17 protein-coding genes are annotated in these 16,777 nt (G+C 35.7%); 3 read left to right on the top strand and 14 right to left on the bottom strand.

Annotated elements, in window-relative coordinates:
* Positions 1-5 precede the first annotated feature (5 nt).
* The 14 genes from ACFQ32_RS00325 to ACFQ32_RS00260 all read right to left on the bottom strand — a co-directional run bounded on the left by ACFQ32_RS00325 (position 6) and on the right by ACFQ32_RS00260 (position 14,617).
* Complete coding sequence (locus ACFQ32_RS00325; protein WP_046325123.1) at positions 6-1,364, bottom strand: DnaD domain protein; 1,359 nt, start codon at positions 1,362-1,364, stop codon at positions 6-8.
* Positions 1,365-1,366: 2 nt separating this feature from the next.
* A complete protein-coding gene (gene nrdR, locus ACFQ32_RS00320) occupies positions 1,367-1,834 on the bottom strand; it encodes a transcriptional regulator NrdR (protein ID WP_046325124.1) in 468 nt (155 codons plus the stop codon).
* Position 1,835: 1 nt separating this feature from the next.
* The gene (gene coaE, locus ACFQ32_RS00315) at positions 1,836-2,438 is read right to left on the bottom strand and encodes a dephospho-CoA kinase (protein WP_046325125.1); all 603 of its coding nucleotides are present in this window, start codon (positions 2,436-2,438) and stop codon (positions 1,836-1,838) included.
* Positions 2,435-3,265, bottom strand: a complete 831-nt coding sequence (mutM, locus tag ACFQ32_RS00310; protein WP_046325126.1) for a DNA-formamidopyrimidine glycosylase — start codon at positions 3,263-3,265, stop codon at positions 2,435-2,437. Before mutM ends, coaE begins: the two co-directional genes overlap by 4 nt.
* Positions 3,266-3,277: 12 nt before the next feature.
* Complete coding sequence (polA, locus tag ACFQ32_RS00305; RefSeq protein ID WP_046325127.1) at positions 3,278-5,953, bottom strand: DNA polymerase I; 2,676 nt, start codon at positions 5,951-5,953, stop codon at positions 3,278-3,280.
* A 252-nt stretch (positions 5,954-6,205) separates the two neighbouring features.
* Positions 6,206-6,943, bottom strand: coding sequence for a DeoR/GlpR family DNA-binding transcription regulator (locus tag ACFQ32_RS00300; protein ID WP_046325128.1), 738 nt, complete (start codon positions 6,941-6,943; stop codon positions 6,206-6,208).
* 66 nt (positions 6,944-7,009) lie between these two features.
* Positions 7,010-8,383: a PTS transporter subunit EIIC gene (locus ACFQ32_RS00295; RefSeq protein ID WP_046325129.1), complete on the bottom strand. Its 1,374-nt coding sequence runs from the start codon at positions 8,381-8,383 to the stop codon at positions 7,010-7,012.
* A 37-nt stretch (positions 8,384-8,420) separates the two neighbouring features.
* On the bottom strand, positions 8,421-9,350 hold the full coding sequence (locus ACFQ32_RS00290; RefSeq protein WP_046325239.1) for a sugar phosphate isomerase/epimerase family protein: 930 nt from the start codon (positions 9,348-9,350) through the stop codon (positions 8,421-8,423).
* Between the two features lie 187 nt (positions 9,351-9,537).
* Entirely contained in the window at positions 9,538-10,848 is a 1,311-nt protein-coding gene (murC, locus tag ACFQ32_RS00285) for a UDP-N-acetylmuramate--L-alanine ligase (RefSeq protein WP_046325130.1), read from the bottom strand.
* A 151-nt stretch (positions 10,849-10,999) separates the two neighbouring features.
* Positions 11,000-11,647: a YtpR family tRNA-binding protein gene (gene ytpR / locus ACFQ32_RS00280; protein WP_046325131.1), complete on the bottom strand. Its 648-nt coding sequence runs from the start codon at positions 11,645-11,647 to the stop codon at positions 11,000-11,002.
* A 21-nt stretch (positions 11,648-11,668) separates the two neighbouring features.
* Entirely contained in the window at positions 11,669-11,989 is a 321-nt protein-coding gene (locus ACFQ32_RS00275; protein WP_046325132.1) for a thioredoxin family protein, read from the bottom strand.
* Positions 11,990-12,020: 31 nt separating this feature from the next.
* Positions 12,021-12,680 carry a tRNA (guanosine(46)-N7)-methyltransferase TrmB gene (gene trmB, locus ACFQ32_RS00270; RefSeq protein WP_046325133.1) on the bottom strand — a complete coding sequence of 220 codons (660 nt, stop codon included), beginning with the start codon at positions 12,678-12,680 and terminating at the stop codon, positions 12,021-12,023.
* Positions 12,681-12,684: 4 nt separating this feature from the next.
* Positions 12,685-13,884, bottom strand: a complete 1,200-nt coding sequence (locus ACFQ32_RS00265; protein WP_046325134.1) for an ABC transporter permease — start codon at positions 13,882-13,884, stop codon at positions 12,685-12,687.
* On the bottom strand, positions 13,877-14,617 hold the full coding sequence (locus ACFQ32_RS00260; RefSeq protein ID WP_046325135.1) for an ABC transporter ATP-binding protein: 741 nt from the start codon (positions 14,615-14,617) through the stop codon (positions 13,877-13,879). The genes ACFQ32_RS00265 and ACFQ32_RS00260 overlap by 8 nt, the downstream gene beginning before the upstream one ends.
* 90 nt (positions 14,618-14,707) lie before the next feature.
* Here ACFQ32_RS00260 and ACFQ32_RS00255 point away from each other — a divergent pair, with 90 nt between their 5' ends.
* The 3 genes from ACFQ32_RS00255 to ACFQ32_RS00245 all read left to right on the top strand — a co-directional run bounded on the left by ACFQ32_RS00255 (position 14,708) and on the right by ACFQ32_RS00245 (position 16,504).
* On the top strand, positions 14,708-15,139 hold the full coding sequence (locus tag ACFQ32_RS00255) for an HIT family protein (RefSeq protein ID WP_046325136.1): 432 nt from the start codon (positions 14,708-14,710) through the stop codon (positions 15,137-15,139).
* Between the two features lie 9 nt (positions 15,140-15,148).
* Positions 15,149-15,490, top strand: a complete 342-nt coding sequence (locus tag ACFQ32_RS00250; RefSeq protein ID WP_046325137.1) for a hypothetical protein — start codon at positions 15,149-15,151, stop codon at positions 15,488-15,490.
* 114 nt (positions 15,491-15,604) lie between these two features.
* Positions 15,605-16,504, top strand: a complete 900-nt coding sequence (locus ACFQ32_RS00245; protein ID WP_046325138.1) for a peptidylprolyl isomerase PrsA — start codon at positions 15,605-15,607, stop codon at positions 16,502-16,504.
* Positions 16,505-16,777 lie beyond the last annotated feature (273 nt).

Below are 16,777 nucleotides of genomic sequence, written 5' to 3'. Positions count from 1 at the left end.
TTCACCTACTTCATGCCGTTTTGATCTTCAAAATTCTTGAAAAATTCTTTTAATTCTGCACTGGAAACATCCGATTTTACCTTTGGCTTTTGCTTGTTCCAGTCAGTGCCCTTTTCAACCGTTTTTCTGGCAGTATAAGCATGATACCGATTGCTTCTTTGCTTTTGTGCCCTTTTTCTCTTGTCCATGTATTCCAAAGCTTGACTTGCAGTCTTTACCCCGTGTTGCAGCCAATCATGAAGTATTTTATTTGCCAGGCGAAAAGAGATATTAGGACCACTTTTTAAACAAGCATAAGTCAAAACGTTAAGCAATTCTGCCGGTATTCCCTTATCGTTATATAAATTATCAAGCACTTGATATTCACTGGCATCAACAAAATCATTCCGTTCAGTTTTTAAATGATACAAAAACTGGGCTGGAGTATCAGATTGAGCTTTCTGCAATAGCTGCTGTTCATCTTCATTTAAGTGACTATTATTGACAAGCTTGTCTGTTAGTTCTTCTTTTTTTGGCAAATGCCGGCGCGTATCAGTTCCATGAATACTGTTAGCGATAGATTGCTTAATTTGACGCATATTCAAATGATAATCACCATGTAAGCAAGGTATTGCTTCATCAACAAATTCTTGCTCGGAAAGTCCGTACATGCGCATAACAGCTCGAATAGCATCTTCATTCTGATCAATTTCGCTGCCCGCGATTTGATAAATTTCAAATTGCTGCTTCATAAAATCCCAGTCAATATGCTCTTGATCATTGACGGTAGCAAAAGCTTTAGAAACAGAACTGTTTTCTTTAGCAGCTTTTTTCACATCAATAGAAGGATCAATTGCTTCTTGGTCAGGTAAATGAAAAACTTCCATAAAGGATGCAGATACGTTAGGTGCTTCCTTAATTCCACTGATGCTGCTTTGACTTTGCTTAGTTTCTCTAGCAAACTCATGGCTCAATTTATTAAAGGCTGTAACACCCACTTTTTCTTTTAATAAACTTGCTAAAAGTGCGGTGGTAAAAAACTCACTGCTGGAAGGAACACTTTTAAGTTTAAAACATAAAACCTGACCCATAATTTGGTTAGCAAGCAAATGGCTTTCAATTAAACCGACAGCTTCAAGTTTATGCAACGCGGGAAATAATTTTTTGATATCGCAGTCGGCTTGCTCCTGCAAAAAATAGAGACCTTTGGCATCAGAGAGCATCGCTTGCGGATTATAGTCTTCATTTAAGCTTAAATAAACTGCCAGCGCCAGAGATCCTATGAGCGGCTGGTATAATTTGATTAAAACCCGTAAATCCTTCGGAAAAATATCCACCGTGTTAGCAATGAAAAATGGTTGTTTGGGATCATTTGTCTCAAACATAATTAATTACCTTTCTCCCTTTTCGCAATCATATCTTCCATGGTTTTCATGAAGCTGGACATATCTTTGAATTCACGATAAATAGAGGCAAAACGAATATAAGCGACATCATCAATTTTAGCCAGTTCATCCATTACTAATTGACCAATCTTTTTGGAAGAAATCTCACTAACTCCTTGCTGACGTACTTTGTTTTCTACATGATCAACTAATTCTTCAAATTGCGAACTAGATATAGGACGCTTTTGTCCCGCAGCCATGACGCCGTGTAAAATTTTTTTCCGGTTAAAAGGTTCACGAGTGCCATCATTTTTGATTACCAGTAGTGGTGTCGTCTCGACTCTTTCAAACGTAGTAAAACGAAAGCCACAGTTTTCACACTCACGCCGTCGTCTGATTGCACGATTTTCATCACTGGGGCGAGAATCTATTACTTTTGATGCATTTTTATGACAATTAGGACATTCCATATTAATACTCCTCTTTTATTTTAAGAAGCAACTGCTCAAGTTGATATTTCAGATCTTGCTTTGTACCAACATTATTAATTACAAAGTCAGCTAGTTTTTCTTTCTGAGACAAGGACATCTGACTGCGAATACGTTTCAAAGCAGCATCTTTACTTAAATGATCCCTTAACATCAGCCGCTTTAACTGCAAAGATTCAGGTATTGCAATTAATAAAGTGCAGTCACAATATTTTTGACCATTTGCTTCAAACAAAACTGGTGCATCTACAATAATTAAAGGCTTTTTAGCAACCTTGTTTAGCGCAATTTTAGCTTGTATTTCTTTAAAAATCAACGGATGGGTAATTTTATTAAGAATGTCAAGCTGCTTTGCGTCATTAAAAACCATTTGGCCTAAAACTGATCGGTTGATTGATTGATCTTCATTAATTATTTGGAGACCAAACTGTTTTCTAACCAATTCATAACCTTTATTACCAACATTTAAAATATCATGAGCTATTTGGTCACAGTCTATCACGGGTATGTGCTTTTCTTTAAAAAAGATATCTGCTGTGCTTTTGCCGCTGGCTATTCCACCAGTTAAGCCCAAAATAGTTGTCATTTATAAATCACCTGACATTTAGGGCAAAAAGTAGTGCCCCGGCCGTTTACTTTAATTTTTTCAAGAGGGGTTCCGCAACGTTCACAAGGTTCGCCTTTATGACCATAGACCTGCAACATTTTTTGAAAACCGCCGGTCTTGCCATTAGCATCAAGATATGTATGAACAGTAGTGCCCCTTTCTGCTATGGCCAATTCTATCAACGAATTAATATTATCATGCAGTTCTGCTACTTTTTTTGCTGGGATACTATTAGCCATACTTAATGGGTGAATTTTTGTTTCCCACAAAACTTCATCTACGTAAATGTTACCAAGACCGGCCACAACTGACTGATCAAGCAAGGTATTTTTGATATTTTTCTTTTTACGAGCTAGGCCTTTTTGCAAGTATGAAACTGTAAACGCCTGTGAATTTGGTTCAGCGCCTAATTTGCCAATACCGGTACTTTCTTTCTCTGTGCCCGTTGTAATCAACTGCATGCGCCCGAACTTACGCACATCATTGTAACGCAAAGCAGAATTATCGTTAAAAACAATTTGCACATGATCATGTTTATCTTTTTTGGTATTTACTTTGACTAAACGATATTTACCTTCCATGCGTAAATGCGATACCACAGTTAAATGACCACTAAGACGAATAAGCAAATACTTAGCATAACGATCAATTGTTTCTATTCTTTTACCAGCTAACTGCTTTTTAAATTCTTTTGCATCACCAGTTATTATTTTAGGATACCAAACAGTTACTTCTTTAATCGTTTTTCCCTTAATCAAGGGAAGTAGTGTCCGCCTGACAGTTTCAACTTCTGGCATTTCGGGCATTAAAATTACTCCTTACTTAGCATCAAACCAATTGTGACCATAACCAGAATCAGCTACAAGAGGAATATCAAGTCTCACAGCAGACTGCATAACTTCTGGCACAATCTTTTTAATTGTTTCTAATTCATCTTTTGGTACATCAAAAATCAATTCATCATGAACTTGAACCACCATCTTAGTTTTAAGATGCATCTCATCCAATTTTTTCTGCATATTAATCATCGCAATCTTGATAATATCTGCAGCTGAACCTTGAATTGGTGAGTTAATCGCAGTTCTTTCCGCAAATGACCGCACATTATAATTCTTGGCATGAATATCAGGTAAATAGCGCCTTCTGTGCATAATTGTTTCGGCATAGCCTTTTTCACGGGCAACTTGAACTGCCTTATCCATATAATCCTTAATTTGCGGATATTGTTCAAAGTAATTATCAATAAATTCCTTAGCTTGTTTGCGACTGATATTGAGATTTTTAGATAAGCCATAATCAGAAATACCATAGACAATACCGAAGTTTACCGCTTTTGCTCTGCGACGCATTAACGGCGTAACGTCAGAAGTTGATTTCAGATGAAAAATTTTCATAGCCGTATGAGCGTGGATGTCATAACCCGTTCTGAAAGCTTCCTGCATTTGTTCGTCACCGGAAACCTGTGCTAAGACTCGTAATTCAATTTGAGAATAGTCACAAGAGAAAATGTAGCCATCTGGTTCACTTGGCACAAAGGCTTTTCTAATTTGCTTTCCTTCTTCCGTTCTGGTAGGAATGTTTTGTAAGTTAGGATCAACTGAGGACAAACGACCAGTAGCAGTCAATGTTTGTAAATACCTGGTATGAACCCGACCGTCTTTTTGGATAACATCCAGTAAGCCATTGACGTAAGTTGACTGGATTTTAGCAATTTGCCGGTAAGTCAAAATTTGATCAATAATTGGGTTTTCATCTTTTAACTGATTCAAAACATCAACTGAAGTCGAATAACCGGTTTTAGTCTTTTTAACAGGCTTTAAGCCCATTTTTTCAAACAAAATATGACCTAGTTGTTTAGGTGAATTAATATTAAATTCTTCACCGGCTTCATCATAAATTTGCTTTTCCATTTTCTTAAGGTCAACCGCAAATTCATCTTGGAGCTGCGTTAAGGTATCAGCTTGGACTTTGATACCGTTTATTTCCATGACAGACAGAACACGGGCTACAGGGATTTCAATATTGGCAAAAAGATCGTCTTGCTCATGTTCTTTTAGTTTAGCCAGCAGAGTATCTTTTAAGTTTGCGATTGCTTCAATTTTGCCAGCCAAATGGTTGAACAACACCTGATCGTCCTCTGGAATATGGACGCTTTTACCTTTGCCATAAACATCATAATCGCTTTTAACCGAATTATCACCGTACATGCGACAAATTTCACCCATGTCGTCAGAATTATTTTCGTTATTGATTAAATATGAAGCAAGTAGCATATCATAATCAATAGAGCGAGCGTGAATACCCAATCGGTTCAAACCAACTGTAGTTCGTTTTAAATCAAAGACATTTTTGGCAATTTGCTTATTTTCCAGAATATTCTTAAGTTGCGGCTTTTTTAACAGGTCAACATTGCGACTCACATATATTTGCTTATCTATCTTAATGGCAAAGCCAACAAATTGCGCTAAATGATAATTGGCACCCAACATTCCTAAGTAAAAAGTAATAGTTTGGCCAGCTTTAACTGCAAAATTATTAATGTCATTTTCTTCAAGCGCTGTAAAAGCAACTGCTTTATTATCTTTTACTGGTTGGTCTTTTTGCCCAGCAGCACTTTCAGGGTCTAACTGGCTTAAAAACTTGCGAAAGTTCATTTTTTCATAGAATCTGCGCAATTTTTGATAATCGACTGCACGCCTTTTTACATCATCAATCCCAATGGTTAACGGGGTATTACGATCAATTGTCGCCAGCTTTTTACCCAGTAGAGCCTTATCTTTATCATTAATCAGGTTTTCCTTCATTTTAGAAGGCTTCATATCATCTATATGATCATATAAATTTTCTATTGAGCCATATTCCTGGATAAGTTGCGAAGCTTTTTTGGGTCCTATTTTAGTAACACCAGGATAATTATCAGAATTATCACCCATTAATGCTTTCATATCAATGAATTCAGTTGGAGTAACACCATTAACTTCTTTCATGTGTTCAGGGGTATAAGCTTCCAAGTTTAAAACCCCTGATTTAGTAACCATAACAGTGGTTTGAGGAGATGCCAGCTGCGTCAAGTCCTTGTCGCCCGTAACAACCGTGACTTTAAAGCCCTCTTTTTCTCCAATACTTACAAAAGTACCAATAATGTCATCAGCTTCATAGTTATCAAGCTCATATGTAGACAAGCCCAAATCATGCAAAAGTTCCTGAATGTACGGCAGCTGTTCAGATAATTCTGATGGGGTCTTTTGTCTGCCACCTTTGTAGTCAGCATACATCTTATTTCTAAAAGTAGTTTTACCTGCATCAAAAGCAACCAAAACATGGTCAGGTTCAACGTCATTCAGCACGACATCAAGCATATTTTTAAATGTATAAATGGCATTTGTGTGCAATCCTTCAGGATTTCTAAAATTTTCAAGTTGGCGGTATAGTGCATAGAAAGCACGAAAGGCAACTGAATTACCATCAATTAAAAGTAATTTTTTATCAGCCATTTGATCTCCTTAAATTTAAACCAAGTTTCTTTATTCAACTACCATTTTAACAGTTTTTCCATTCATCTTGCATAATACCGATTTTTTAACAAATTAGTTATATTTGGTTTCTCTCTTAAGATTATCACTTCCGATTTTGCTTATTTCACTTTTGTATATGATTTTTAGAACCTTCTTTAAACAAAAACATCAAACTCCTATTGGGTTTGATGTTTCTACTAAATATAATTTTAATTAAGTTTTATGTTTTAGTTACGGACAAATAATCTTTGTTTCTTTAGCAATTTGAGGGTCATTTTCATTAGAAATTAGGATTGCGTCTTTTAATTCTAAAGCCTGAACATTTGAAGATAGGCCAAACTTGCTTGAATCAGCTAATATAAAAGATTGTGAAGTTCTTTTTGCGATCAGCTGCTTCTTTATTGCTTCATCAAATTGTGGTGTTGTGTATCCATTATTAATATCAACACCATTCATGCCAAAAAACGCTTTATCAAAATGGAGCCTGGATAGTAAATCGTTGGTTAATGCACCAGTAAGTGAAGAAGTGACTCCGTTATAATTGCCACCTATTAAAACTATTTCAGCCTTAAAATTACCAACAATATGGCATACTTGTGTATTCGTAGTATAAATTGTGATTCGCTTATTTTTTATTTTATCAAGCAGGAGAGTACATGTTGTACCTGAATCTACATATATTGCATTGCTATCATGAATCTCTTGGGCAGCTAAAACAGCAATTTGTTTTTTCTCTTTTTGGTACTTATGTTCCTTTTTAGTGAATTCGACTTCTCCGGAGCCGTCACTTAGCCTAACAGCTCCGCCAAATAAATATTCAATTTTTCCTTCATCTTCTAAAGTTTTTATATCTCTTCTTAATGTTGAAATAGATACATTGGGTATTTGTTTATGAAGTTCATCCAGTTTGCTCAAATTTTTGTTTTCTAAAATTTTTAAGATTTGATTTTGTCTTTCTATCGGAAGCAATTTATTCTCTTCTCCTTATATGCATAAGTGTGTTGCTTCCTTAATTATACCCCATCTAACTTTATTTTAAGCAAGACGCTCATCTTTTTTGGTAACAATAAAACCAAGAATGATTCCGACAATTACAGAAATCCCCAATCCTATCATCGCATTTAAGAAGTTATTGCTATTTTTAGCTACAAAAGCCGGAAAAGTTGTTACCGAACCAAAAACGAATGCGTTTGTAAATACCTTTGTTAGTCCTAGATAAGCTCCGCCAACGGCACCAGCAATCATTTGTGCTGCCCATATTTTTCGGTTTTTTACCAGTAAACCAAATAGTGTTGGTTCTATTATTGCAGAAAGGCAAATTGTTATTACTCCAGTTAAAGAAAAGCTCTTTAGCTCTTTATTTCGCGTTTTAAGCCAAACTCCTATAGCAGCTCCAATAACACCAAAATTGCAAGCAAAGGTTAATGGACAAATAAAATCAAAGCCTTGTGTAGCAATGTTATTAATCATTATTGGATTTACAGCCCAGTGAATTCCAAAAGATACAAGGAAACTCCATCCACCACCAACAATTACTCCAGCAAGCAGTGGAACATTTTTAATTAACCAATTAACTACATCTGCAACAAATTGACCACCATATACACCGAGTGGACCAATAACAATTACAGTCAGAGGCACCATAACTAAAAGACAAACAAGTGGCACAACCACAAGCTCCAAATCTTTACTGACGTGTTTATCTAACCACTTATACAAATATGAATAAGCCCAAATAGAAATTAGAATTGGAACTACTGTTGAATTGTAATTCATTAAAACTACTGGAATACCCAAAAATGAAGTCATTGCACCGTTGCCGTGGGTACCCATTAATTGAATGAAATCTGGATATAAAAGTGCGCCGGCAATTAATGCAGCAATGTAAGGGCTGACTTTAAATCTTCGCGCAGCCGAAAAAGCTAACAGAATTGGCAAAAAATAAAATACGGCTTTTGAAGCAGCAGTCAAGATGACAAAAGTACCACTTTTCTGACTGATCCATCCTATTTGGCTACAAAACAAAAGTAAGCCATATAAAATTCCCGAACCTGCAAGGGCTGGAAGCAGTGGTGAAAAAATACCGGCAATTGCCGCAAATAAGGCATTGACATATCCTTTAAACCCATGAGGTTTGATTTGCGTACTAACTTCATTATCAGTACTACCATTGACAAGCTTTTCAAATTCATCAAAAACTTTAGGTACTTCAAGACCAATTAATACCTGATATTGTCCACCACCCTTTGAAACATTAATTACACCATCTACTGCCTTCACTTTGGCATCATCAATATTTTCATTTTTTAAATTCAATCGTAACCTGGTTGCACAATGTGTCATATTAGAAATATTACTTGGTCCGCCAACGGCATCCAAAATACCTCGTGCAGTTTCTCTGTAATCCATTTTTCGCCTCCAAAAAAACAATTTTTAATTAAAATAGTTATTTTTTTATAAAATCTAACAATAAATCTCTTGCTTTAATTGCATCATTTTCATTAATCACTTTGTCTATTTTTTCCATGCCTATTCGGTCAAGTAGATTTAAAAAGTATTTCAACATTTCGATATTCTTACTGGTTTCTTGACTAGGGTCTTCGATTACTGGAGCTGTGTCAAAATAATACATGCCATCAAAGTGATATTTTTTCATATAATAGAGAAATTCTAAGGTTTTAAATGGAGTAACGGTGCCGACCATTAACCCGTCATCATGGACACCATAGCCGTCATTAATATGAACCCCAAATAATTCACCACGACTGGCAAAAATTTCAGATCCCATAGCCGGGTTTTCATGTTTCATTAGCATGTGACAATAATCTAAAAGAACGCCAAAGTTTTTACGGTTGATATCTTTTAGAATCATTCCCAAGGTTCCCATGCTGTCAACGAAAGCATAGGCACGGGGCTCATAAGGTTTGTATTCAATACTAAATTTAATATCAGGCGCATAATCTGCGATTTCTTGACAAGCTTGGACAATTCTATGCCAAACCTTTAAATAATCAATTTGAAAGCTGTAGTCAAAACCATCATGAGCACTCCAGATATTAATCATTGAACCACCGATCTCTCGGCAATAATCCACTGCCTGCTTACACATTTCAATTGCATCTTGATAGATCTTATCGTTTAAATTCCCGAGATCACCGTTAAGGTAATGACCTTCAAATCTCATTTCCATTCCGTTAGGACGCAAACCGTTTTCGTCTAACATTTTCTTCATGTCTCGTGCCGGAATCCCGATAGTCTGTTGTGGAAAATTAATATCTACATAGTTAATTCCAACTTTTTTCAGTTCACCAAAAACCTTATCAATCCTATTGTCATAATGTGGCAGGTAAGCATTTAACCTTGTTGCAGTTTTTATCTCTTTCATTAATTCGTCCTCTTTTCGTTTGTTATCGTTTACATTTTTATTATATTTCATTTATTTCCATTTATCAATCATTATTTTTCATTTTATTTAATTTTATTTCATTATTTTTCACAAGATATCATAAAATTTGCGCAAAAAAATAGCCTTACTAGAGTTCTAGTAAAGCTATAAAGTTAAATTACAGTAATTTTTCTAAAGCATCTTCGTATTTCTGGATATCGCCTGCGCCCATGAAAACAATGACACTGTCTTTGTTCTGCGTTAGGTCAGCAATATTATCAAGATCAATCACTTCAGAGCCAGGAATTTCGGCTACTAAATCACTACTTGAAATATCTCCATTTGCCTCTCTTGCGGAAGCATAAATGGGAGTAATGTATGCTTTATCCACTCCGCGCAAAATTTCTGCAAAATCTTGCGCATATTTCTTCGTTCTGGAAAAAGTATGTGGTTGGAATACGACAACTAGTTTTTTATGAGGAAACTTTTGCCTAGCAGCCTGAATTGTCGCACGCATTTCAGTTGGATGATGGGCGTAATCATCAATGATATTAATATCTTTAAAGTCTTTTTCAGAAAAGCGTCGTTTGGCCCCTTGATAAGTAAGTAAACCCGTTTGAATATCTCTAAGAGGAATGTTTTCGGTATAAGCAACTGCTATTACGGCCGTAGCATTCAAAATATTATGATCGCCAAAAAGATGAATTGTAAATTCACCTATCTTCTTACCTTGTCTCAAAACCGTAAAACTTGAACCTGCAGTAGTGCGGTTGACATCAACCACCTGGAAATCATCATCATTTTCAAAACCATAAGTGTATTTGGGAACGGCGGAATGCAATTGTCTTAGTCTGTCATTACCTCCCCATACAAATAGACCTTTTTGAGTTTGATCAGCGGCAGTTTGAAAGGCTGAAGTATAATCTGCCTGGTCTTTAAAATAATCCGGGTGGTCAAAATCAATGTTGGTCATGATTTGATAATCAGGATGATAAGCCAAAAAATGGCGGCGATATTCATCAGCTTCATAAACAAAAAAGCGTGACCCTTTAACTCCTTTACCCTCACCATCGCCTATCAGATAAGACGTGGGCGCTGCTTCACCTAAAACGTGAGCTAAAAGACCGGTAGTAGATGTTTTGCCATGAGTTCCTGAAACACCAATACCAGTATGCATCTTGATTATTTCTTCTACGGTATCAGGATAACTTTGCCAAGTTATATTTTTATCTTCACAAGCTTTAACTTCAACGTTATCATTTTTAAAAGCATTGCCCTTAATTATGACCTGACCCGAGTCTTTGATATTACTTGCATCAAACTCTGTTACATTAATTCCTGCTTTTTTAAGTGGTTCTTGTGTGAAAGTATACTTTTTGATATCACTACCGGCAACATGAAAGCCTAAATCGTTTAACACTAAGGCTAAAGAAGCCATTCCCGTTCCTTTAATTCCAATAAACCAAATTTGCTTATTTTTATCTAACATTTCCCAAGCTCCATATTTTTTATCATTGTTTCTTATTTTACCATTTCTAACGAAAAAAGAGCAGAATCATTAAAAAGCCATGAAAAATCATAATCTTACTTTGCATTACTAAAAAAGGACTCTACCAATAACTTGATAAAGTCCTTTAATCTTATAATTTAATCTGCCCGCTTGCCAAAAGTTCATCACATTTTTCAGGATCAAAGGCGTCTCCCACAGCAAAATCGTCTGGAACTACTAAAATTCCTCGTTTTTGTGGTGCGTGGGGCAAACCTAGTTCTCGTGCTGAACAGATCATCCCATAAGAATCCACATGGCGCAGCTGACCCGGCCAAATCATTTGACCATTTGGCATCAAGGTGCCAGGTAAGGCAACTACTACTTTTTGTCCTTGAGCAATGTTAGGTGCACCACAGACGATTTGCTGTTCCTCACCATGGCCAACATCAACAGTGGTCACATGCAAGTGATCAGAGTCAGGATGTTTTTTACAGCTTTTCACATAGCCGTAAACCAGCGTTGGTTTACCATAAGCAAGTTGATCATTAAAACCAACTTCTGCCAACTTTTTATTTAATGCTGCTAAATCGTCATTAGTCAACTTGACTTGGCCGTCTGCTAGTTTGTCATAATCAATTACCTGGTCGATATTGAAGAAATTATATCCGGTCACATTACCTTCCTCATCAGTAATACGTGTGACATCACCTTTTTCTTCATACTCACTTTTGCCCTTATCCTGACTTAAAATCACAATTAAGGTATTGGGATAGCTGCGTTTATTAATACTAGTAATCATGAATCAATTATCCTCTTTCACTTAGTCCAGTGACCGCAAAAAGCTCTCAACTTCTTCTTTAGTTTTACGGTCCTTATTAACTAGTCTACCAATTTCTTTACCATCTTGGTAGACCACAAATGAAGGAATACCCATGATATTCATTTCTTTAGCTACATCTACAGAACCGTCACGGTCAATTTGATAAAATTTACTGTCAGAAAAATCTTTTTCAATCTCCGGCATAAACGGATCCAAAAAGCGGCAATCTGGACACCAACCAGCAGAAAATTCCAAAACCACACGACCATTTTTGGTAATATCATCTAATTTTTTTTGATCTAATTCTTTTATTTGTTCCATTTTGAAAAAACCTCTCAATCCTTATTATTACTTATTTTACCCCAAAATCAGCATGCAAGGCATAAATTGGGTTACCTTGGCTGGCAAATTTGTGCTCATACTCGGTTTCAATATTTGAAGTTAAAATATCTTCTTTCTCATTATGCAGATCCACTGTAACAAAATCAAAATGCATCCCATAATTATTCATACTTTGAAGAGAGTAAGCAAAAAGACCTGCATTATCTGTTTTAAACTGTATCTGACCATTTTCTTGTAAAACGGTTTGGTATTTTTGTAAAAAAGTCTTATAGGTTAACCTTCTCTTTTCGTGCCTGGTTTTAGGCCACGGGTCACTAAAATTTAGGTAAATGGTATTTGCACTATGTTTTTTAAAAAAGCAATCAATATTAGCAGCATCTGCGCATAAAATTTGTAAATTAGGCAAATTTTGAGCTAGTTTTGACCGTAAAATAATTCCAGCTGCGGTCATCTGCAGTTCAAGAGCAACGAAATTTTTTTCAGGGTGCTTTTCAGCCATTGTGGTGATAAACTTCCCTTTACCCGGACCAACTTCAATTTCTAATGGTTTTGAAATGTCAGCAAACCGCTTTGACCAATCAATCTTTTGGGTTGGATCTGGACGATCTATCACACTTTCTGGATGCTCTTGCACAAGTTTTACAGCCCACGGTTTGTTACGTAGTCTCATTTATTTACAACTTCCTTTTCTTTACTTTTGCTGGTAAGTATAACCTTAATACCGCGTAACTGAAAACAACTAAAATCCCCATTGCTTCAAACAAGTGCAAACTAATAGGCAGTGTAATCAGCCATGAAATGCTAATAATCAACCATTGTACCAACATTATCCCAGTAAGTGCAGAGACTAAGTCTAAGCCTCGTTTAGTACGCGCAATAGGATAAACACGATACATGACATTGGTGTCAAATTCATCAACCATCGGTACTAATTGGTAAATAGTTAAGAATACTACTAAGCAGGACAAGCCTAATGCCCAAAGCCAATTCTGCACTAGCCAGGAAATTAGAATTGCAAAAGCAGTCATTCTAACTACTAAATTAATGTTTTCCGGATTGCGCAGAACTGAGCGCCTATACAAAAACTTATTAGGATTTTCCCTTGCCAAATTTTGAGGTAATAAAAAGTCCAAATATTTCCGTCTTTTAATATTAGTTTGCCTTTCCTTAACATCGGTGAACATACTAAAAGCGTTATAAACAACGTTTTTACGTTTCTCTTCTTGCTCGATGGCAAATTGCCAGTCAAAAAGTGCTGCATGTTGCGGTTTTAAAATAAAAATGATTACAATAATTAACAGCAAACCAGCAATAAATATCATACTTTTTGGTTTAAACATTCCCAAAATGAATAAAAGCAGTAAGAAAATATTCAAAATTGAGATAGAAATTTTACGGTTAAAGAATAAATTATATTCCATAATTTTCAGCTGCATCACTTTGGCCAGAAAAACAGCAAAAACCGCGAAAACATAATCTAACGGTTCAATCTTTGCCTTGATCGTGGCAAAAGGAAATATAATTCCCGCCATTAAAACTAAGCAAATTGTAGGTACAATCAAGCTGTAATTTAGCATTGGCTGCAAATATGATGCTAAATTTTCATCTTCAGGCAGTAAAAATTGTAAATCAGCTGGTTTTAGCAATGTTACCAGTTTGCCTATTAACAGTGGCAACCACAGCAAAATACCAACTAGGGGACGGTAATACCACAGATTTTCAGGCATAGTCTTCATTGCCTGTGCATACCAGAACATGAGTGCTCCAAAAAGAAAAATCAGAGCTAGGATAAAGAAATCATTAAAAACCAATACTAAATATTTCAAAGACTGGCGCAAGTTTTCCTGCAGCCTTCTTTTAGCCAAATCACGCATTTTGTTGCTCCTGACTTAAAATTTGGTAAATTTGGTCAAATGAATCTGTCTCCTTTAGGCCATAATGCATGCGAATTTCAGCCAAAGTACCAGCAGTTTGAATTTTGCCATTATTTAAGACCGCATAACGAGAAACTGCCTGCACACTGTCAGCTAAAATGTGTGTTGACATTAACACCATTTTGCCCTGACCAGCAGCTTCTTTAATCAATTGCACCAAATTGGCCACTGCCAACGGATCAAGTCCAGTGAACGGCTCGTCGATTACCAGCAAGTCAGTATTTGCTAAAAACGCTGAAACAATCATTACTTTTTGCTTCATACCTTTTGAAAAATGAATCGGCAGCCAATCTAACTTGTCATCCAGCCTAAACAGCTGTAACAGCTCGTGAGCCTTTGCCCAAGCCTGTTTTCCATTTAGCTGGTAACTAAGAATAGTCAGGTCAAGATGCTCTTTTAAAGTCAATTCTGAATATAAAACTGGCGTCTCGGGAATATATGCGACTTGTCTTTTAAATTTAGTAGGTTCAGCCGTTAAATCAATGCCATTTAGAGTGATTTTCCCTTTTTGCGGTTTGAGTAATCCTAAAATATGTTTAATAGTAGTAGATTTACCAGCACCATTTAGGCCAATCACTCCTAAAACTTCCCCGGGTTTTATTTCCAAGTTAATATCTTTTATGACTGGTATACCCGTGTAGCCACCAGTCAAATGCTCAATTTTTAAAGTCATAATTCCTATCTTTCTTTTAATGAATTTACTCATTTAATATGATAGCATGATATTAAAAGAAACTAAATTTTGAAATGTAGAGGTATTAAAATGGAAGATTTAGATAAAGATTGTTTATTTTGTAAAATTATTAAAGGGGAAGCCAGCAGCTACACTGTTTTTGAAAATGACGATGTTAAAGCATTTTTAGATTTATCCCAGGTTAATCCTGGTCATACTTTGATGGTGCCTAAAAAACACATCACAAACTTTTTTGATTATACCCAGGCAGATGCTCAACTCTATTTACAATATATTCCTACAATTGCTAATGCAATTAAAAAATTTGATCCGAGAATCACCGGTATGAATATTAGCAGCAATAATGGTGCCAGTGCAAGTCAAGTAGTTATGCATTCACATATTCATTTTATTCCGCGATTTGAAGGTGATGGCTTAAAGATTGCCACCCGTAACAATGCGGAAAAATACACTGACGAAGATTATGAAAAGGTTGCTGCTGCCATTAGAGCACAATTTTAAGGTGACAAGATGAAACGTTTTAGTTTAGGATTGGCTGTAGGTGCAGGCTTTGGCGTGATCCTTTCACTGTTCAAAGATCAAAATGGCAACCGCCTGTTTCCACCTGTGCAAAAGCAAGTAAAGTCATTAAAAGAAGATATTAGTGACATTTCTGCTGCAAGTAGTAAATTTAAAACTGCTCAGCAAGAATTAAAAAAATCTTTACCGCGAGCAAAGAAAGCTGTTTCTGAGTTACAAAACGAAATAGAATATTATCAGATCAGCATTAATCGTATCATCGGCAAGCTGAAAGCCAAAACTGCGACAATTAATTCCAATAACGCAACTGAAACTAATAGTTCTAAAAAATAGTAAAGAAACTCTCTTTTTTGTTTTAAAAAAATAAAAATGAAAACCAGTTTTGCCAGTTTATGTTATATTAGTTGTCGGTGACTTAATTTATTAAGGATGTGGAGAATTTATTTTATGAAAAAATATATTAAAAAAGCTGCAGCTGTGATTGCCGTAGCCGGTATGGCATTATCAACAGCTGCTTGTTCTAATGGTGGCAAAACTGTTGCTTCTTATAAAGGCGGCAAGATTACCCAGCAAGAGTATTATGATGATATGAAAAAATCTCAGGCTGGTAAAACCGCTTTAGCAAATATGATTATTAATCGTGTTTTAGAGCAACAATATGGCAATAAGGTTTCAAAAAAGCAAGTTGATAAACAATATAGCAACTATAAGAAACAATATGGTAGTCAGTTTGATGCCGTTTTGCAACAAAATGGTATGACTGCTGCAAGTTTCAAGCAAAACCTAAAAACAAACTTGCTGACCGAAGCCGCCTTGAAAGATATTAAAAAAATCTCAAAGAGCCAAGAAGAAAAAGCCTGGAAAGCATATCAGCCTAAAGTTACAGTGCAACACATATTAGTTTCTAAGAAATCTAAAGCCGAAGAAATTACTAAAGAATTAAAGAATGGTAAAAGCTTCAAGAGCCTAGTTAAAAAGTATTCTTTAGATACTGGAACCAAAAGTAATGAAGGTAAGCTGCCAGCATTTGATTCCACTGATACTAGTTTAGATCCTGCTTTTAAAAATGCAGCATTTAAGCTAAAGACCGGTGAAACTACGAAGAGCCCCGTTAAATCTCAATCAGGCTACCACGTAATTAGAATGATTAAACACCCTGCCAAAGGTTCTTTTGCTTCACATAAAAAAGAAATTGATGATCAAATTTATCAATCAATGTCTCAAGATCAACAAACTATGCATGATGTCCTTGCCAAGGTAATTAAAAAGGCGGGAGTCAACATAAAGGATAATGATCTAAAGGATGTTTTAGCTGCTTATGTTTCTACTTCAACAAATAAGAAGTAATTAAACCTATTACAGTTAAGACCAGTTCTTTGCTGAAAATATAATAATCCCGTTAACAGTCATTTTTATAAATGGCGGCTAACGGGATTTTTTTGCATTAATTTTAAAATATTCTGATTGAATAACTAAGTTGACACAATTTACTAACTAATTAGCAGTTAAACTACATAGATTATATAAATCACCTTTTTGCTCAATCAATTCTTCATAAGAACCTTCTACAGTAATAGTGTTATCTTCCATGAAAAGCACGGCATCATATTTTTTAAGATT

The organism is Lactobacillus melliventris (genome assembly GCF_042679465.1).
In the GTDB taxonomy this organism is placed as follows: Bacteria; Bacillota; Bacilli; order Lactobacillales; family Lactobacillaceae; genus Lactobacillus; species Lactobacillus melliventris.
The sequence above is the reverse complement of the archived record's forward strand: the minus strand, read 5'-3'. Positions and strand labels throughout refer to the sequence as shown.